An 18210-nucleotide genomic window follows, 5' to 3' on the forward strand; every position below is an offset into this window, starting at 1 on the left:
AAATAGCCAGGAATACAGCGTAAAAATCCAGGTCCTAATCCTGATGACCCTGGTGGGCATTCTGCCTACCCTGGTGCTGATGATGACCTGTTTTACCCGTTTTATTATTGTTCTTTCCCTACTGCGTCAGGCATTAGGGCTGCAGCAAACGCCGCCGAACCGCATACTGATTGGCATTGCCCTGTCGTTAACCATGCTGGTGATGCGCCCAATCTGGATCAACATTTACGATCATGCCGTAGTCCCTTTTGAAAACGATCAAATCACGCTCCCCGACGCCCTGAGTACAGCCGCTTCGCCATTGAAACGTTTTATGTTGGCGCAAACCAATAAAAAAGCGATTGCGCAGATAATGACGATCGCCAACGCGAAAGGGAATGCAGTCGATCAGGATCTTTCTATTATCGTTCCCGCCTATGTGCTAAGCGAACTCAAAACCGCCTTCCAGATAGGTTTTATGATTTACATTCCGTTCCTCGTGATCGATCTGATCGTCGCCAGCGTACTGATGGCGATGGGGATGATGATGCTGTCACCGCTGATCGTTTCGCTGCCCTTTAAGCTGATGCTGTTTGTGCTTATTGATGGCTGGGCGCTGACCGTTGGTACGCTGACCTCCAGCATTCGCGGTCTGGGACTGGGCTAACGGAGAGCTGACATGCTAACCATTGATGTAGCCGCAGACATCGTCGCCAGCGGTATAAAAGTCGTGATCATTTTAGTCTGCGTGTTAGTCGTTCCCAGCCTGCTGGTCGGTATGTTGGTCAGCATTTTTCAGGCTGTGACGCAGATTAACGAACAAACGCTTAGTTTTTTACCCAGGCTGATCGTCACCCTCGCGGTATTGGGTATTTGCGGAAAATGGATGATCGTCCAGTTGAGCGATCTCTGCGTGCATCTGTTCTCTCAGGCCGCCATTCTGGTGCACTGACATGCGCGAAACAGATATTACACAGTTAAGTAATCTGATACTGGGCATGTGGTTTCCCTTCGTGCGCATTATGGCGTTTATTCACTACGCGCCGGTGCTGGATAATGCCGCGCTGACCATACGTATACGCATTATTTTGTCCCTGGCGTTGGCCTTTATCATTACGCCGCTTATCCCCCACCCGGTACCCACCAGCCTGCTGTCGATCAACAGCATTATTTTGACCGCAGAGCAGTTTCTGTGGGGAATGCTTTTCGGCCTGATGCTGCAGTTTTTATTTTTAGCGCTACAACTGGCGGGCCAAATCCTCTCTTTTAATATGGGGATGAGCATGGCGGTGATGAACGACCCCAGCAGCGGCGCGTCAACGACGGTGCTGGCGGAAATGATCAACATCTACGCGGTGATACTGTTTTTTGCCATGGACGGGCATCTGCTGCTGGTGAGTATTTTATTTAAAGGCTTTACTTACTGGCCGATTGGCAATGCGTTGCATCCGCAATCTCTGCGCACGATTTCTCTGGCGCTGGGCTGGGTATTCGCCGCCGCCACGCTGCTGGCGCTGCCGACGACCTTTATCATGCTGATTGTTCAGGGCTGCTTTGGTCTGCTAAACCGTATTGCACCACCGCTCAACCTGTACTCATTAGGTTTTCCCATCAACATGCTGGCGGGTCTGTTCTGCTTTGCAACCCTGCTTTACAACCTGCCCGACCACTATTTGCACCTGGCGAATTTCGTCTTACAGCAGCTTGACGCGTTGAAGGGACACTATGGCGGATAGCAGTAGCGAAGAAAAAACAGAAAAACCCTCGGCGCAAAAACTTCGCAAGGCCAGACAAGAGGGACAAATACCGCGTTCAAAAGATATGGGGCTTGCCGCCAGTCTGTTTGCCGCATTTATGGTGATCTCCAGCAGCTTTCCCTGGTACGAAGATTTCGTGCGCGAAAGCTTTACCAGCGTGCATCAGTACGCACAGAACATTAATGACCCGGACATCATCGGTCAGTTCCTTGAACACCATCTGCTGATTCTGGGGAAATTCATCCTGACGCTGTTACCCATGCCGGTTGCCGCGCTGTTTGCCTCACTGGTTCCGGGAGGCTGGCTATTCCTGCCGAAAAAAATATTGCCGGACTTTAGCAAATTAAGCCCGCTCAAAGGGATTGGTCGCCTGTTTTCCACCGACCATCTGGTGGATACCGGCAAGATGACGCTCAAAGCGATAGTGCTGCTGGTGATGCTATGGATCAGCGTACGCAATAACGTTGCCGCATTTCTCGGCTTACAAGAGCTTCATTTCAAACAGGCCGTCAGCGATGGTCTGGCGCTGTACAGCAGCATCATGCGCAACTTTGTCATCCTGTTTGTTTTCTTTGCGTTGATCGATGTCCCTCTGGCGAAAAAAATGTTCACCAAAGGGCTGAAAATGACGAAACAGGAAGTGAAGGAAGAGTATAAAAATCAGGAAGGTAAACCCGAGGTTAAGGCCAGAATACGTCGCTTGCAACGGCAAATGGCGATGGGGCAAATTCGTAAAGTTGTGCCAAAAGCCGATGTGGTAATCACCAACCCAACCCACTATGCCGTGGCGCTACAATACGACCAGTCACGCGCCGCCGCGCCTTTCGTGGTTGCCAAAGGCACCGATGAAATTGCGCTGTATATCCGGCAGGTAGCGGCAGAAAGCAATATTGAAGTCGTTGAGTTTCCTAAGCTGGCACGCTCCGTTTATTACACCACCCAGGTGAATCAACAGATCCCATTTCAACTGTATCGGGCGATTGCACACGTCCTGACCTATGTACTGCAAATGAAGCACTGGCGTGACGGTTCACAAGCACGTCCTTCGCTGAACAGACATATTTCCATTCCAAAAGAGGTTCTTAAACTGGATGCCGAAAACAACTAAACAATTCCTGGCGCTGCTGCGTAACGGTAACATCGGCATTCCGCTGGTTATACTGTGTATCCTGGCCATGGTGATCCTGCCGTTACCACCGGCCCTGCTGGATATTCTGTTCACCTTTAACATCGTGCTGGCGGTGATGGTGCTGTTAGTGGCCGTTTCTGCAAAACGCCCGCTCGAATTCAGCTTGTTCCCGACCATTCTGCTGATCACCACCCTGATGCGATTGACGCTGAACGTGGCGTCAACGCGCGTGGTATTACTGCACGGTCACATGGGCGCAGGCGCTGCCGGTAAGGTGATTGAGTCCTTCGGTCAGGTGGTGATCGGCGGTAACTTTGTCGTTGGTTTCGTGGTGTTCATCATTCTGATGATCATTAACTTTATCGTGGTGACCAAAGGCGCGGAGCGTATCTCCGAAGTTTCTGCTCGTTTTACGCTTGACGCCATGCCCGGTAAGCAGATGGCGATCGACGCCGATCTGAATGCAGGACTGATTAATCAGGCGCAGGCGCAAGCGCGACGTAAAGACGTGGCGGGCGAAGCGGATTTCTATGGCGCGATGGATGGTGCGTCAAAGTTTGTGCGCGGCGATGCCATCGCCGGGATGATGATCCTGGCTATCAACCTGATCGGCGGCGTCTGTATCGGGATCTTTAAATACGATTTAAGCGCCGAAGCCGCATTCCAGCAATACGTACTGATGACCATCGGTGACGGTCTGGTCGCCCAGATCCCTTCTCTGCTGTTGTCGACAGCGGCAGCGATCATCGTCACCCGCGTAAGTGACAGCGGCGATATTGCCACAGACGTGCGTAGCCAACTACTGGCCAGCCCCTCGGTGCTGTATACCGCCACCAGCATTATGTTTGTGCTGGCAGTGGTGCCGGGGATGCCGCATTTCCCCTTCCTGATTTTCAGCGCCCTGCTGGGATTCACCGCCTGGCGCATGAGCAAGCGCCCCAAGGTTGCAGAGACCGAAGAGAAAAATCTCGAAACGCTGACCAAAACCATCGCTGAAACCACCGAGCAGCAGGTCAGTTGGGAAACCATCCCTTTAATTGAACCTATCAGCCTGAGTCTGGGATACAAGCTGGTGTCGTTGGTCGATAAATCCAAAGGGAATCCGCTCACTCAGCGTATTCGCGGTGTGCGGCAGGTGATCTCAGACAGCAACGGCGTGTTGTTACCGGAAATTCGCATTCGCGAAAACTTCCGCCTCAAACCGACCCAGTACGCGATTTTTATCAATGGGATCAAGGCCGATGAGGCCGACATTCCCGCAGATAAGCTGATGGCGCTGCCCTCCAGTGAAACCTATGGCGAGATCGACGGTGTTTTAGGCCACGATCCGGCCTACGGTATGCCGGTCACCTGGATTGTTCCGGCGCAAAAAGCCAAAGCGTTAAATATGGGGTATCAGGTTATCGATAGCGCCAGCGTCATTGCGACGCATGTGAATAAGATCATTCGCAACTATATTCCAGAGCTGTTTAATTACGATGACATTACGCAGTTGCATAACCGTCTTTCTTCTATGGCGCCGCGTCTGGCGGAAGATTTGAGCGCAGCGCTGAATTACAGCCAACTGTTGAAAGTCTACCGGGCGCTGCTTATCGAAGGCGTGTCATTGCGCGATATCGTCACCATAGCCACCGTACTGGTCGCCAGTAGCGCTGTGACCAAAGATCATATTCTGTTAACGGCGGATGTGCGTCTGGCGCTACGTCGCAGCATTACCCATCCGTTTGTGCGTAAAGATGAGCTGGCGGTATATACGCTGAATAGTGACCTGGAGAATCTGCTGGCGAATGTGGTGAATCAGGCTCTGCAAAGTGGAAAAGTGGTGCTGGATAGCGTGCCGGTCGATCCCAATATGCTGAATCAGTTTCAGACCAATATGCCGCAGATAAAAGAGCAGATGAAAGCGGCGGGGAAAGAGCCAGTGCTATTGGTCGCGCCGCAGTTACGTCCTCTGCTCGCGCGCTATGCGCGCCTGTTTGCCCCGGGCCTACAGGTGTTGTCTTATAACGAAGTTCCGGATGAGCTGGAATTAAAGATCATGGGGGCGTTGAGTTAACGCCTGGCGCGGCGGTGTGATTGCACCGCCTTTTGATTACAGAATCGTATTTTCCGTAAGAATACGACGGGCGCCAAGATAATGATCCTGCCAGAAGTCATCGGATAAATTGCTTACCCGAATGGTTTCTCCCGTCCGCGGTGATTCAATAAATTGCCCCTGCCCCAAATAGACGCCCATATGATCGGCAATATCCCGGCTGTGAATATGAAAGAACACTAAATCACCACGGCGAAGATCGCGGTTAGAGACAATCGTTGCCCGTCGGTAGTGATACATTTCATTCGCCGTACGGGGCAATTTTGCCGCCAGGATTTTGTTGTAGGCATAAAAAATCAGTCCGCTACAGTCAAACCCTTCATCCGGACTGGTACCGCCCCACAAATAAGGTTTGCCTAACTGCTGCTCAAGTCGGTGGATAGCCACTTCGGTGATATTGTGCAGATGATCGCTACTGAGAAAATGGTCATTCTCAGCCAGCTCCTGCCAGCGATGGTCGCTGGCTTTTAGCGGCCCCGGGAACCACTCAGGGTGCTGTTTAATCAGCGTCCGATTCTGCTGGCGCAGCGCGCGTTTACTTTCTGCGTTGCCTTCCACCACGTAGCTTGCCTGTTTTTTTACCTGGGCGTGATACTGCTTCAGCAGCCGGGCGCGGTTACGCATACGCAATTGCGCCGCATAGCTTAACTGGGCGTCAGATAAGTGGGGCTGAACTTTGGCGACAGACGGTAATGACAGCACAACACACAAAGACAGCAGGCCCGGCAAGAAGCAACGGGGCGCAGAGACAAAAAACATGAAAAGAAGAATACCTGGTCAAACACGTTCGCCGCAGTCTAGCGCTATTGCCCGTCATTCCGGGTTAATATTCGATTATTAAATAATTAATTTTTTAAATTCAATACATTAGACATTCTTTATTAATAAGACGAAATGCAGAGCAGTAGCCCGCAAAATAGGCCCGTGTCTGACAGCCTTTAAGCGCAATTTTTCGTATAAAGAAAAACTAAAGTGTAAACGCCGCACGAGAGACTTGCGAAAAACTCTCTTGGTGCTAATGTGAGCGCTCCAGATCCAGATTTATCCGATTTGGGGACTCTTTTTGCCGTCCTGGCGTGTGTAATCGTTTTATCAAGGAATAAGCAGTATGCGTAAAATCGCATTTTTTCTTGCGATGCTTTTATTGCCGTGCGTTTCATTTGCTGGTTTGCTGAGCAGCAGCAGCCCGACCACGCCTGTCAGCAAAGAATATAAGCAGCAGTTAATGGGCTCCCCTGTCTATATCCAGATCTTCAAAGAAGAGCGAACGCTCGATCTGTACGTCAAGATGGGCGAACAGTATCAATTGCTCGACAGTTATAAGATCTGCAATTATTCCGGCGGCTTAGGGCCGAAACAGCGTCAGGGTGATTTCAAAAGCCCGGAAGGTTTTTACAGCGTACAACGCGGACAGCTCAAACCGGATAGCCGCTTCTATAAAGCGATTAACATCGGTTTCCCTAACGCCTACGACCGTGCACACGGTTATGAAGGTAAATACCTGATGATCCACGGCGCCTGCGTTTCCGTCGGCTGCTATGCGATGACCGACAACGGTATTGATGAGATTTTCCAGTTTGTCACCGGCGCTCTGGTGTTCGGGCAATCCAGCGTACAGGTTAGCATTTACCCGTTCCGCATGACCGATGCCAATATGCAGCGCCATAAGTTTTCGTATTACAAAGATTTCTGGGCCCAGTTAAAGCCAGGATACGATTACTTTGAACAAACGCGGAAGCCACCGACCGTTTCCGTCGTCGATGGCCGTTACGTTATCAGCAAGCCGTTGAGTCACGAAGTCGTTCAACCGCAGCTGGCATCAAACTACTCGCTCCCCGAGACAAAATAATGCCCATTCGCCTGGCATAATCTTTTGCCAGGTTTCATTGCCGGTTAACGGCTGAGTGGCAATCACGGTGACCACATCATTGGGTGTGGTCTCTGAGCTAAAATCAATTTCCACATCCTGATCCAGCAGCGTCGCTACGCCAAATGGCGCTCGACGGGTGATCCAAAACAGGTTGGTCGAGCAGAAAGCCATCACATAACGACCGTCAGACAACAGCATGTTGAAGACGCCCTTCTCCCGCAGTTCTCCTGCCAGCACCGCGATATATTTAAACACCGCTGTCATATTACCTGGCGTGCGTGGATAACGCTCTGTCAGCTTGTGCAGCAGCCAGCAGAAGGCTTTTTCGCTGTCAGTTTCACCGACCGGGCGGAAATTACCGGTCTCCAGCGATTTATAACCGCTGAGCTGTCCGTTATGGGCATACGTCCAGTTGCGTCCCCATAGTTCACGGGTAAATGGATGGGTATTTTCCAGCGCCACTTCCCCACGATTCGCCTGACGAATGTGGGCAATCACGGAACAGGATTTGATGGGATAGTCTTGTACCAGTTTGGCGATAGGCGAATTAAAGCTGGGTTGCGGATCTTTAAACGTACGGCAACCCTTACCCTCATAAAACGTAATACCCCAGCCGTCTTTGTGCGGCCCGGTCCCTCCGCCGCGCTGAACCAGCCCGGTGAAGCTAAAGCAGATATCGGTTGGCACATTGGCGCTCATCCCGAGCAGTTCGCACATACATCACCTACCTTAAAACCGTGAACTGCCTGATGGCGCTGCGCTTATCAGGCCTACGTGGAGCTCATGTAGGCCGGATAAGGCTTCAGCCGCCATCCGGCAATCGCCTTCTTATGATTTAACCATCTCTTTTTCGATCAGTTGAATCAGGATATGGATCACTTTGATATGAATTTCCTGAATACGATCAGCGTAGCCAAAGTGCGGCACACGAATTTCGATATCCGCGCTGCCCGCCATCTTGCCGCCATCTTTACCGGTCAGGGTGATGACTTTCATCCCCTTCTCACGCGCTGCGGCAATCGCTTTAATCACGTTACCAGAGTTACCCGAAGTAGAGATGCCTAACAGGACATCGCCCTCGCGTCCCACGGCTTCAACGTAACGGGAGAACACATAATCGTAACCGAAATCGTTGCTGACGCAGGAGATGTGGCTAACGTCAGAGATAGCGATAGCCGGATAACCTGGGCGGTTTTCACGATAGCGCCCGGTCAGCTCTTCGGCGAAGTGCATCGCATCGCAATGGGAACCGCCGTTACCGCAAGAAAGTACCTTACCACCGGCTTTAAAGCTGTCTGCCAACAGGACCGCCGCGCGCTGAATGGCGTGAATATTGGCGTCATCTTTAAGAAAATTAGCCAGCGTTTCCGCCGCTTCGCTCAGTTCGTTACGAATAAGATCCTGGTACATGAGGATATCCTTCAGCATGAATGTAAATGACAGGATGCAGTGTACCGGATAGCGCTACCAGCGAGAAGTGCAAGCCACAGGAATGGCCGCGGCTTTTGATTTTTTGTGCCGGTTAAAACACCAACAATGTGAGCTTTGTTGTAATTATTTTGTAAACACATTGCTAAAAGAATTTACATCCACTACAACCATATCATCACAAGTGGTCAGACCTCCTACAAGCAAGGGAGCTTTTCGTTATGATGATTTTGAGTATTATCGCTACGGTTGTTCTGCTCGGCGTATTGTTCTATCACCGCGTGAGCTTATTCCTCAGCAGCTTAATTTTGCTCGCCTGGACGGCTGCGCTTGGCGTGGCTGGTCTGTGGTCAGTCTGGCTGCTGGTTCCTCTGGCCATTATTCTCGTACCGTTTAACTTGACGCCGATGCGCAAATCCATGATCTCTGCGCCGGTGTTCCGCGGTTTCCGTAAAGTCATGCCGCCCATGTCGCGTACAGAGAAAGAGGCGATTGATGCCGGTACAACCTGGTGGGAAGGCGACCTGTTCCAGGGGAAACCAGACTGGAAAAAACTGCATAACTATCCTCAGCCGCACCTGACAGCTGAAGAACAAGCGTTTATTGATGGTCCGGTGGAAGAAGCATGCCGCATGGCGAATGACTTCCAGATCACCCACGAACTCGCGGATCTGCCGCCGGAACTGTGGGCGTATCTGAAAGAACACCGCTTCTTTGCGATGATCATTAAGAAAGAGTACGGCGGGCTGGAATTCTCCGCGTATGCTCAGGCTCGCGTATTGCAGAAACTCTCCGGCGTCTCCGGGATCCTCGCGATCACCGTCGGCGTACCTAACTCATTAGGCCCAGGCGAACTGCTGCAGCATTACGGCACCGAAGAGCAGAAGAATCATTACCTGCCGCGTCTGGCACGCGGTCAGGAGATCCCATGTTTCGCTCTGACCAGCCCGGAAGCAGGCTCCGACGCAGGCGCGATCCCTGATACCGGCGTGGTTTGTATGGGCGACTGGCAGGGCCAGCAGGTGCTGGGGATGCGCCTGACCTGGAACAAACGTTATATCACGCTGGCGCCTATCGCTACCGTACTGGGTCTGGCATTTAAACTCTCCGACCCGGAAAAACTGCTGGGTGGGGAAGAAGATCTCGGCATTACCTGTGCGCTGATCCCAACCTCAACGCCGGGCGTACAGATTGGTCGCCGCCACTTCCCGCTGAACGTGCCGTTCCAGAACGGTCCGACACTGGGTAAAGATGTCTTCGTGCCGATTGATTACATTATCGGTGGCCCAAAAATGGCCGGTCAGGGCTGGCGTATGCTGGTGGAATGTTTGTCTGTGGGGCGCGGTATTACCCTGCCGTCTAACTCCACGGGCGGCGTGAAGTCGGTCGCAATGGCAACCGGCGCGTATGCGCATATTCGTCGCCAGTTCAAAATCTCTATCGGCAAGATGGAAGGTATTGAAGAGCCGTTGGCGCGTATTGCCGGTAACGCCTACGTGATGGATGCTGCGGCGTCGCTGATTACCTACGGCATTATGCTGGGTGAAAAACCGGCGGTACTGTCGGCTATCGTGAAGTATCACTGTACTCACCGTGGACAGCAATCAATCATCGATGCCATGGATATTACTGGCGGTAAAGGCATCATGCTTGGCGAAAGCAACTTCCTCGCCCGTGCTTATCAGGGGGCGCCTATCGCCATTACCGTTGAAGGCGCTAACATTCTGACCCGTAGCATGATGATCTTCGGTCAGGGTGCGATTCGCTGCCATCCGTATGTGCTGGAAGAGATGGCTGCAGCGCAGAATAACGATGTGAATGCGTTCGATAAGTTGCTGTTCAAACATATCGGTCACGTTGGCAGCAATAAAGTACGCAGTTTCTGGCTGGGCCTGACGCGTGGCTTAACCAGCAGCACGCCAACCGCCGATGCGACCAAACGTTACTATCAGCACCTGAACCGTCTGAGCGCCAACCTGGCACTGCTTTCGGATGTGTCCATGGCCGTTCTGGGCGGTAGCCTGAAGCGTCGTGAGCGTATCTCGGCGCGACTGGGGGATGTGTTAAGTCAGCTGTACCTGGCCTCCGCGGTGCTGAAGCGTTATGACGATGAAGGCCGTAATGAAGCCGACCTGCCGTTGGTTCACTGGGGCATCCAGGATGCGTTGTACAAAGCCGAACAGGCGATGGACGATCTGCTGAAAAACTTCCCGAACCGTTTGGTTGCCGGTTTGCTGAGTGTGGTTATCTTCCCGACCGGTCGCCACTATCATGCACCGTCCGACAAGCTGGATCATAAGGTCGCGAAGATTTTGCAGGTTCCGAGCGCCACCCGTTCTCGCCTTGGTCGCGGTCAATACCTGACGCCAAGCGAGCATAACCCGGTCGGTTTGCTGGAAGAGGCTCTGCTGGACGTGATTGCAGCCGACCCTATCCACCAGCGGATCTGCAAAGAGTTGGGTAAAAACCTGCCGTTTACCCGCCTGGACGAACTGGCGCATAACGCGCTGGCCAAAGGGTTGATTGATAAAGACGAAGCCGCGATTCTGGTGAAAGCCGAAGCGAGCCGTCTGCGCAGCATTAACGTGGATGACTTCGAACCCGAGGAGCTGGCGACGCAGCCGGTAAAGCTGCCAGAGAAAGTGCGTAAAGTCGAAGCGGCATAACCTTCCGCACGGCATTAAGCACCGCTAAATGGGTAATGCCAGTCAGTTAAGCATATAGGGTGAACATTCCACCTATGAACAGGATTACGTTCACCTTATGCTCATAACTTCTCTGAAACCGCATTACACATGAACGTGCAAGGGAGGCTCCCGCCGCCTCCCTTGCATCCCAGGCTCCCGGCGGGAAAATCGTCGCTTCGCGATTCATTCGTCTTATGCCGTCTGCCTGTCGGGTCGGGGCCGAGCCTGCCTCCATGCAGGCCGTCCCCTCTGCCCGCATCCCTGCGGGCAACCCCGGTCAGCCGTCAACGCCTCATCGATTTTCAGCCGGACCGGAGTCATCGCTTCAATGCTCTGACTTCCAGTTAAATCTGTTTTGCTGTTCAGACCAAAAACGCAGATGGTGAGGTGTGGGCTGGTCCGGCTGAAAATTGCCGACGTGTTTCCGTAAGGCCGGGAGAGCCAGCATGGATGCTGGCTCAGGGCGCGCTTTGCAGGGACGCTTCATCGCGCCCGGCCCGGTAGCCTGAAGGAATAAGCGGAGGGTATTGCGCAGCAACAATTTTCCCGCCGGGAGCCGGGATGGTAAAGGGCGTGGCGGAGAACGCCCTTTACACGTTCACAGGAATCGATGTTTCAGAGAAACAATGAACATGAGGTGAACGGAACCCTTTCTCTGAGGCAGCATATTCATAACTTCTACCAATACTGGTGATGCTTTCTGAAACAGAGGCGTTAACTGAACAGCATTACGCTATATGCGGGGAGATTTCTTATTGCCACATTTTCGTTAAAGCTCATGCTACAGTGTCAAAATGTTGTTCAACGAGGAGCCTCGATCGTGCCTGGTTTGAAAATTACTCTGCTGCAACAACCGTTGATTTGGATGGATGGCCCGGCCAACCTGCGCCATTTCGACCGACAACTGGAAACCGTCACCGGACGTGATGTGATTGTGTTGCCCGAGATGTTTACCAGCGGATTTGCGATGGAAGCAGCAAACAAATCGCTGCCGCAGGAAGAGGTCGTAAGCTGGATGCGCGCCAAAGCGCAACAAACGAACGCCCTGATCGCGGGCAGTGCCGCGATTCACTCCGAACGCGGTGCGGTTAACCGCTTTTTTCTGGTCGAGCCTGAAGGTAATGTGCATTTCTATGACAAACGTCATCTGTTCCGCATGGCGGATGAACATCAGCATTACCAGGCGGGAGATGCGCGCGTTATTTTTGCATGGCGCGGCTGGCGCATTCTGCCGTTAATCTGTTATGACCTGCGTTTTCCGGTGTGGTCGCGCAACCGTAACGATTACGACCTCGCTTTGTATGTGGCTAACTGGCCCGCGCCGCGTTCGCTGCACTGGCAGGTTCTGCTCACTGCACGGGCGATTGAGAATCAGGCGTATGTAGCAGGATGTAACCGTGTAGGAACTGACGGTAACGGTCATCATTATCGCGGTGACAGCCGGGTGATAAATCCACAGGGTGAGATTATTGCCACCGCCGAGCCGCATCAGGCCACGCGCATTGACGCTGAGCTGTCGCTCTCGGCGCTGCGTGAGTATCGCGAAAAGTTTCCCGCCTGGCAGGACGCCGACCCGTTTGCGCTGTAGATATCGCCTCTCCTCCCGCTGCGCAACATTTTTGCATAGCGGGATTGTTGCACTCCGTAACCAACCGCAAAACAAATTCGCGTGGCGACATGCTTCAGGCAACGTATTCTGCAAGGGATAAACACTCGTAACCGGCGAGTGTCTGACAATGTTAATAATTCCTTTATCAGGATTTCAATAATGAAGAACTTCGTTCGCATGACTTTGCTGGCTGCAACCGTAGCTGGCGCTTCTTTTAGCACGTTTGCAGCAAATGTATCCAACGTTCCCGCCCCAGCTCAGGACCCGGTAGTCCAGCACCTTAAGCTGACCACCGACCAGGTTGCGCAGATCAAAAAACTGCACCAGCAGCTTGAAACCAACGTCAGCCAGATTTCAGTGAAAGATGTTAAAGACGGCGCATTGATTGACGTTATCAAGTCCGGGAAATGGGATGAAACCGCCGTCAAGAAGCAGCTTTCCGCGTTCAGCAATATCGAACAACAAGCGCGTTATTATCGCGTGAAATACTACTTTGACCTGAACAAAGTGCTGACTCCGGAACAGCGCCAGCAGGTACAGAAAGATATCGCACAGACGCTGAGCGAGTAATCCCCAGGGCCTGAATCAGCAATGATTCAGGCTTTTCGGCACAATCTCCTGCTCAAAAAAGAAGCCCTGTACAGCATCTGCGCCGCTCATACGGCAGATGGCGTAATCCTGCGCGCTTTCTACTCCCTCGATCACCACCCGCTCTCCCAGCCCGCGAAATTGATTGACCAGTACCCGCAACTGCCACTCCGATGATCTGAACTGATGAAACATCCCGCTTTCAATTTTAATGGCATCAAAACGGATGCCAGACAGTCGCCAGACAAAAAACAGCTCAGGCGAAACGTCATCCAGCCACACGCGAAACCCATGACGCACCAGGGTTTTTATGGCGATGCATACCGCCTGCTGCTCTGCCTTTTCCAGACGCATCATGGTCGCGGGATCCTGAATTTCAATAACAATCCGCCCCTGATGCGCCTGCCTGGTGAGTCGCGAGATCCACGACAGACAGGTCAGCATCCTGACGGATAAATTCAGCGAATAGCTTCCTGGAAGTACGAGCACCCGCTGCATTTGCCACATAAACAGCTGCTGTTTCGCGCTGACAGAAAGATGCTTGAAAAAAAGATCCAGCGGGAGCGGCGTGCGTACCTGGCTTAACACCTCACGGACATCCAGTGAGGCATCATCAAAAAAATGAATGCGCTGCAAACGGATCCCGGAGATCCGCAGCAGTTCGGCATTACGGGGAAGCTCTGGTACATATTGAGCCTGTTCGCTGAGTCTGTTCATATCATTCCATTTTTTGATTAAAAGGACGTCGTGCATCCTGTAACCAGGAGATACGGCGATCGTTCGGGTAGATCAGGTAAAAGCGCGTCGCCAGACGGTGCGCCTGGTTCAGGTCGCGCTGCTGTAACGCCAGCAAGATTTGCGTGAAGGAGATATTCGGGTCCGGGTGAACACGCACATAGTCAGGCGCCCAGCGGCGAACCAACTCCAGCCAGCGAGCATCCCGGGTACGTTGATACCGTTGCAGGTATCCCATCTGGAGATCAAACCGGTAGCGTGTGGCAAGCAACCAGCCGCCCACCGGGAGCGATTCGGCAAGTTGCCACTGTGTTGACTGCCGTTCCGCCAGCGTCAGTTGCTGTTGCGTCTGTAGCGTGAGAAGCAACAAGGGAGTGGCTGTCAGAAACGAGATAAATGCCAGCCCACGAATCAACGACGTCGCCGGGCGCGTCAGACTTGTCCCTTTTAGCGCGCCATCTGCGCAACGAAGCAGCAGGATCAGCAATAACCAGTGTGGCGTTGACTGCCTGACCGGGTATTCCGTCAACATATGGATAACCACCGGCAACGCCGCCACCAGGCAGGCACGACGCCAGCGATTTCCGTGCAGCCAGAGCCATAACCCACCCGCAATAAAACACAGCGCGCCCGCCAGCCCAACCAGACCGCCCTCCACCAACCACAGCACCAGTTCATTATGTGGATGCGAGATGCTGCTCAGCCCCAATGGCCCCGCTCGTTCGAGAAAAACAGCAGCGAAACTGCCCACGCCCCATCCCATCCACGGCCGTTCAGCAAATAATGCCAGTGACGTTTTCAGCACCGTCCAGCGCACATGAGAAGTCGTTAAATGATCTACCGTGGCAACGGACAAAAAATGGCGAGCGGCCGCGCCTGCCGCCATACCTAACGCCAGAGGCAACAGAAGTAGCAACAACGTGCGGCGTTGTGCAGGGAACACCGCCAGCAGCAACACTTCGCCGACCGCCAGAGACAAAAAGCCGGTTTGCGACTGGGATTCATGCAGCACAAATCCCATCACCACCAGAGCAATCCCGATAACAATTCGGTATCTGCCGCCCAGGCGTAAAAAGAGCAGCGCTGACAGCAACACGCCGCACGCCGTGAAACTGGCCAGCAGATTGACCTGCTGAAAAATACCGTAGGGCCGCGTGCCACGCCGCCAGGCAAACTCCCAGTAATCAACGCCCGGCCAATGCCAGTACTGATAGACAAACGCCACGCATTCGATGACGCATGCCCCCCATAACAGGGCCAGCAATGCCGTGCGAACGTTTACCGTAAGTGGAATTTGCAATGTCACCAGATAGACAAGCACCCCACCCAATAGCGCCCCCATCACCAGCAACGCCTCGGACCGCCAGACGCCCGGCGTCAGCAGACAAAGCAGCGTCAGGATGAGCGCACCCAACGTAAATCCCATGGCAGGTACAGTGATGCGCCAGCGTCGGCGAGGCAGTAGCATCGTTACGCTTGCAGCCAATACCGCAGCGTAGATCCAACTGGTAATATTAAGCGGCAACGACAGACCGCTGCCGCCGTTATTCAACCAGTAGAGGTGCATGATCCCGCACCAGAAAAACAGACTGACAATCAGCAATAATTTCTGGCCAGGCAGCGGCGCAATACGATTCAGTGCGTTCATCATGCTACTGGTAATTCAACGTCCAGGTCCCGCTGGCGCTGAACGGACCGTATTCAAGGGACTGGTTTTTTATCGCCGACGGCTCTGCCGCGACCCACGCCAAAAAATTCAGCGTCATCGATCCTTCAGTAATCTCTGTAACTGATGTACTTTCATCAAGCCGGATTGCCGTGCCATCGTCTTCGCTCATCCCAATCCCGATCCCCGACGCCCCGCCCTGCTCGCTGCTATCCAGCGCCAGATGATCGGTAAGCTCCGCATCTTCCTTGCCGCTGAAGGTGACCGAGATCCCACGGAAGACCTCCGGGTTGCAGTCGCGTAGCTGGATGCTGAATTTTTCCGGCTTACTGCGCCCCGAGAGATAGAGATCCTGCGTCGCGATTTGCCCGAAATCGACCTCGATTTTGTCGCCGCCGGGCGCCAGGCTGCAGGCCAGCGCTCTGATGGTGCCGTGAAAATACATATCGCCGCCGACCAGTTTGGTGTCAGCCTGAACCGTTGCGCCAAACAGCAGCGTACTCACCGCGATTAACGTTCTGAAAGTCATGGTATTACCCTACTGAAACTGCGCGACAACGGTGGCAGAGGCTTCAAACTCGCCTTCCTTAACGCTCCCCACGCCCGGCTTTGCCACCGGTGCGGCAGTGAGATTCCAGTCGCCCTGATTCTGGTAAAAACCCTTCACGTTGTAGAACTGATTGGGCACTACGGTGCCGCCGCTCTCGTCTTTAATCATAATGCCGAGATCGTCGCGTTTCTGTCCGCCACTCAACGTGCCGAGAAGATGATCGTTAAACCCAGCCGTACCTGACGCCGTGGTGGTTTGTACACCTAAATTGATGTTCAGCGCGCCCTGATCGAAGCTGCCGCCTTCACAGACCACATGTATCGGGATCGACTTGCTGTAATTGGTGCCGTTGAGCTTTGCAGCGGATCCGGGCAGATCGCCAAACTCAATGCTGATTTTGTCTCCCCGATTGAAGGTGCATTTATCCGGCACGGTAATGAGCCCGGATTTAATGACCACGCGTGAAATCGCCGTGGTTGGCGTAGGTCCCGCACCGCCCATGCGCCCGGCAACCTCCACCAGCGACTGAGAAGTGATATTGATGCCATTGATAATGGGTTTAGTGACAATAAACGTCACTTTCCCTTTTGAACCACTTTCAACGTTCGTGGCGCGCGTGTAGCCCTTACGCTTTTTACAGCTGTTGTTACTGTTGCGATTTGAAACGTTGGTAAACGGTGCCTGGACGTATTTGTTATAACGTCCGGCAACCCACACCTGAACTTCCACATCCAGATACTCGTTTAACCGAAAACGGTTCGCTCCCTGATTTGAAGGCGGCATGGTGGTCGTGGTGGTGTAATAAATTGGCTCCCGAGAGATATCGGCCTGTTCGCAATAAAAATTCACCACATACCAACTGCCCAGATTCCAGGTAAAAGGCTCCGTTCTGCCGCCTACATGGTTTTTGCTGACATCCAGCGAGCTCAGTTCAATATCGTACTGATGCGGCGACCCGCCCTCCGGCTCACCTTCCCCCTGTGTGAATGCCTGCCCGGCCAGCGGACAGCCAGCCAGGGCGACCCACAGCAGCGCTTTGTGCAATACGCTCATAGATACTCCAGCTTAAGTCTGACCAGACCGTTAAATTCGCCAGCGGTCACCTCCGGGCCAAAAGATTCCAGCGCGGCAAGAAAGTGAATCGCGTTATCGCCCGGTTTGAGGATCCACATGCGTTGCGGTTGATTCAGGTGAATCAACTGGTTGCGTTCGGTCAGTAGCCGAATGCCCGCACCACGCACATCGCCGCGAATACGCCCCAGATCGCTGTTTTCCGGCGCACCCTCGGCCATCAGCGTCATCGACACGCCACGTTCCACCGTGCTATGCGCCAGCTCCGGCATTTCGCTGGTCTGTCCGGGAAAATCCCTTAAGGTATGGCCAGAGCCTTTTAAGCAGCCATTCAGGTTCAGCGTCACTAATACCGGATCGCTGCGATCGCCGCTCTGGCGAAAGCGGCTGGCGGAAATATCACCCAGATCGATGGTCTGATCGCGTGAAGCCATATCCAGCACGCACGGCGAAACGAATACCCGACCGTGAAAGCGGACGTTGCCATACTCGCCGGAAACGTTGCTCATATCCTGGCGGCCGCTAGTGGCCTGAACCGGGCAGGCCATACCAGCCATCAGCAGAGCGCAAAGCATCTTTTTCATTTACGAGTCCTTTACCGGGGCTGTTGCTCCATCGGCAATGCTTTACACACATTGCCTGTGCAGCTGAATTTCAATTCAGGGTGACCGCCAAAATCGTTCACATACATCATGCTGAACTGGCTGACGCTGCCGTCGGTAACGCTGAAATCAAGCGAGGATTTTGGTGAAACCATAACCCCGGGGAAGTCAGTCAGCCTGCCGCCGCCCTGCGCTTCCGGCTTACGGCTTAAACCGATTAAGGTGACGAAGTATGGCGTTGGGTTATCCACGGTCCAGCGTAGCCCCTGCTTGTGAAAGACCAGTTGGTTTTGCCACACCGCGCCCGGCGTTTCCGGCACGATGGCGGTCGGCCGGTAGAACAATTTGATGCGCGACTGCATCGCCAGTTGCAGCACGTTCGGCTTATCAGGCTTAGGTGGAATCTCACGCACATTCAGGTAGAACAGGCTTTCACGATCCTGA

General features: G+C 53.3%; 18 protein-coding genes. 9 read left to right on the forward strand and 9 right to left on the reverse strand.

The window, feature by feature from the left end:
* The 5 genes from fliP to KQJ18_RS13220 all read left to right on the forward strand — a co-directional run.
* A partial coding sequence (gene fliP, locus KQJ18_RS13200) for a flagellar type III secretion system pore protein FliP (protein ID WP_216422101.1) occupies positions 1-646 on the forward strand: 646 nt, incomplete at its 5' end.
* Between the two features lie 12 nt (positions 647-658).
* A complete protein-coding gene (locus KQJ18_RS13205; protein WP_038637561.1) occupies positions 659-931 on the forward strand; it encodes a flagellar biosynthetic protein FliQ in 273 nt (90 codons plus the stop codon).
* Position 932: 1 nt separating this feature from the next.
* Positions 933-1715 carry a flagellar biosynthetic protein FliR gene (locus KQJ18_RS13210; protein ID WP_038637559.1) on the forward strand — a complete coding sequence of 261 codons (783 nt, stop codon included), beginning with the start codon at positions 933-935 and terminating at the stop codon, positions 1713-1715.
* Positions 1705-2844 (forward strand): flagellar biosynthesis protein FlhB, encoded by a 1140-nt coding sequence (gene flhB, locus KQJ18_RS13215; RefSeq protein WP_069323849.1) that lies wholly within the window; start codon positions 1705-1707, stop codon positions 2842-2844. Before KQJ18_RS13210 ends, flhB begins: the two co-directional genes overlap by 11 nt.
* The gene (locus KQJ18_RS13220) at positions 2828-4921 is read left to right on the forward strand and encodes a flagellar biosynthesis protein FlhA (RefSeq protein ID WP_216422102.1); all 2094 of its coding nucleotides are present in this window, start codon (positions 2828-2830) and stop codon (positions 4919-4921) included. Before flhB ends, KQJ18_RS13220 begins: the two co-directional genes overlap by 17 nt.
* A 36-nt stretch (positions 4922-4957) precedes the next feature.
* Here the strand turns inward: KQJ18_RS13220 and KQJ18_RS13225 are convergent, their stop codons facing one another.
* On the reverse strand, positions 4958-5719 hold the full coding sequence (locus KQJ18_RS13225) for a C40 family peptidase (RefSeq protein WP_038637549.1): 762 nt from the start codon (positions 5717-5719) through the stop codon (positions 4958-4960).
* Positions 5720-6068: 349 nt separating this feature from the next.
* On the opposite strand from KQJ18_RS13225, the gene dpaA reads away from it, so the two are divergent.
* Positions 6069-6809: a peptidoglycan meso-diaminopimelic acid protein amidase gene (dpaA, locus tag KQJ18_RS13230; RefSeq protein WP_038637546.1), complete on the forward strand. Its 741-nt coding sequence runs from the start codon at positions 6069-6071 to the stop codon at positions 6807-6809.
* Here dpaA and KQJ18_RS13235 read toward each other — a convergent pair.
* Positions 6780-7547, reverse strand: a complete 768-nt coding sequence (locus KQJ18_RS13235) for a class II glutamine amidotransferase (RefSeq protein WP_038637544.1) — start codon at positions 7545-7547, stop codon at positions 6780-6782. The genes dpaA and KQJ18_RS13235 overlap by 30 nt on opposite strands.
* 111 nt (positions 7548-7658) lie before the next feature.
* Complete coding sequence (gene lpcA, locus KQJ18_RS13240; protein ID WP_016149592.1) at positions 7659-8240, reverse strand: D-sedoheptulose 7-phosphate isomerase; 582 nt, start codon at positions 8238-8240, stop codon at positions 7659-7661.
* A 239-nt stretch (positions 8241-8479) separates the two neighbouring features.
* On the opposite strand from lpcA, the gene fadE reads away from it, so the two are divergent.
* The 3 genes from fadE to KQJ18_RS13255 all read left to right on the forward strand — a co-directional run bounded on the left by fadE (position 8480) and on the right by KQJ18_RS13255 (position 13124).
* Positions 8480-10924: an acyl-CoA dehydrogenase FadE gene (gene fadE / locus KQJ18_RS13245; protein ID WP_216422104.1), complete on the forward strand. Its 2445-nt coding sequence runs from the start codon at positions 8480-8482 to the stop codon at positions 10922-10924.
* Between the two features lie 841 nt (positions 10925-11765).
* Entirely contained in the window at positions 11766-12533 is a 768-nt protein-coding gene (locus tag KQJ18_RS13250) for an amidohydrolase (RefSeq protein ID WP_137347656.1), read from the forward strand.
* A 180-nt stretch (positions 12534-12713) separates the two neighbouring features.
* A complete protein-coding gene (locus KQJ18_RS13255; RefSeq protein WP_038637532.1) occupies positions 12714-13124 on the forward strand; it encodes a Spy/CpxP family protein refolding chaperone in 411 nt (136 codons plus the stop codon).
* A 15-nt stretch (positions 13125-13139) separates the two neighbouring features.
* On the opposite strand, the gene KQJ18_RS13260 is transcribed toward KQJ18_RS13255, so the two are convergent.
* From KQJ18_RS13260 to KQJ18_RS13285, 6 genes are all read right to left on the reverse strand, one after another.
* Positions 13140-13859 (reverse strand): EAL domain-containing protein, encoded by a 720-nt coding sequence (locus KQJ18_RS13260; protein WP_038637529.1) that lies wholly within the window; start codon positions 13857-13859, stop codon positions 13140-13142.
* 1 nt (position 13860) lies between these two features.
* Positions 13861-15528, reverse strand: a complete 1668-nt coding sequence (locus KQJ18_RS13265) for an O-antigen ligase family protein (protein WP_216422107.1) — start codon at positions 15526-15528, stop codon at positions 13861-13863.
* A gap of 1 nt (position 15529) precedes the next feature.
* Positions 15530-16072, reverse strand: coding sequence for a fimbrial protein (locus KQJ18_RS13270; protein WP_038637520.1), 543 nt, complete (start codon positions 16070-16072; stop codon positions 15530-15532).
* A 9-nt stretch (positions 16073-16081) separates the two neighbouring features.
* Positions 16082-17146, reverse strand: coding sequence for a fimbrial protein (locus KQJ18_RS13275; protein WP_085047754.1), 1065 nt, complete (start codon positions 17144-17146; stop codon positions 16082-16084).
* Complete coding sequence (locus KQJ18_RS13280; RefSeq protein ID WP_087856502.1) at positions 17143-17748, reverse strand: fimbrial protein; 606 nt, start codon at positions 17746-17748, stop codon at positions 17143-17145. The genes KQJ18_RS13275 and KQJ18_RS13280 overlap by 4 nt, the downstream gene beginning before the upstream one ends.
* An 11-nt stretch (positions 17749-17759) precedes the next feature.
* The coding region (locus KQJ18_RS13285; RefSeq protein WP_216422108.1) for a molecular chaperone at positions 17760-18210 on the reverse strand (451 nt) is incomplete at its 5' end.

Origin of the sequence: Citrobacter sp. S55_ASV_140 (genome assembly GCF_018919505.1) — a bacterium.
Taxonomy (GTDB): domain Bacteria; phylum Pseudomonadota; class Gammaproteobacteria; order Enterobacterales; family Enterobacteriaceae; genus Citrobacter; species Citrobacter werkmanii.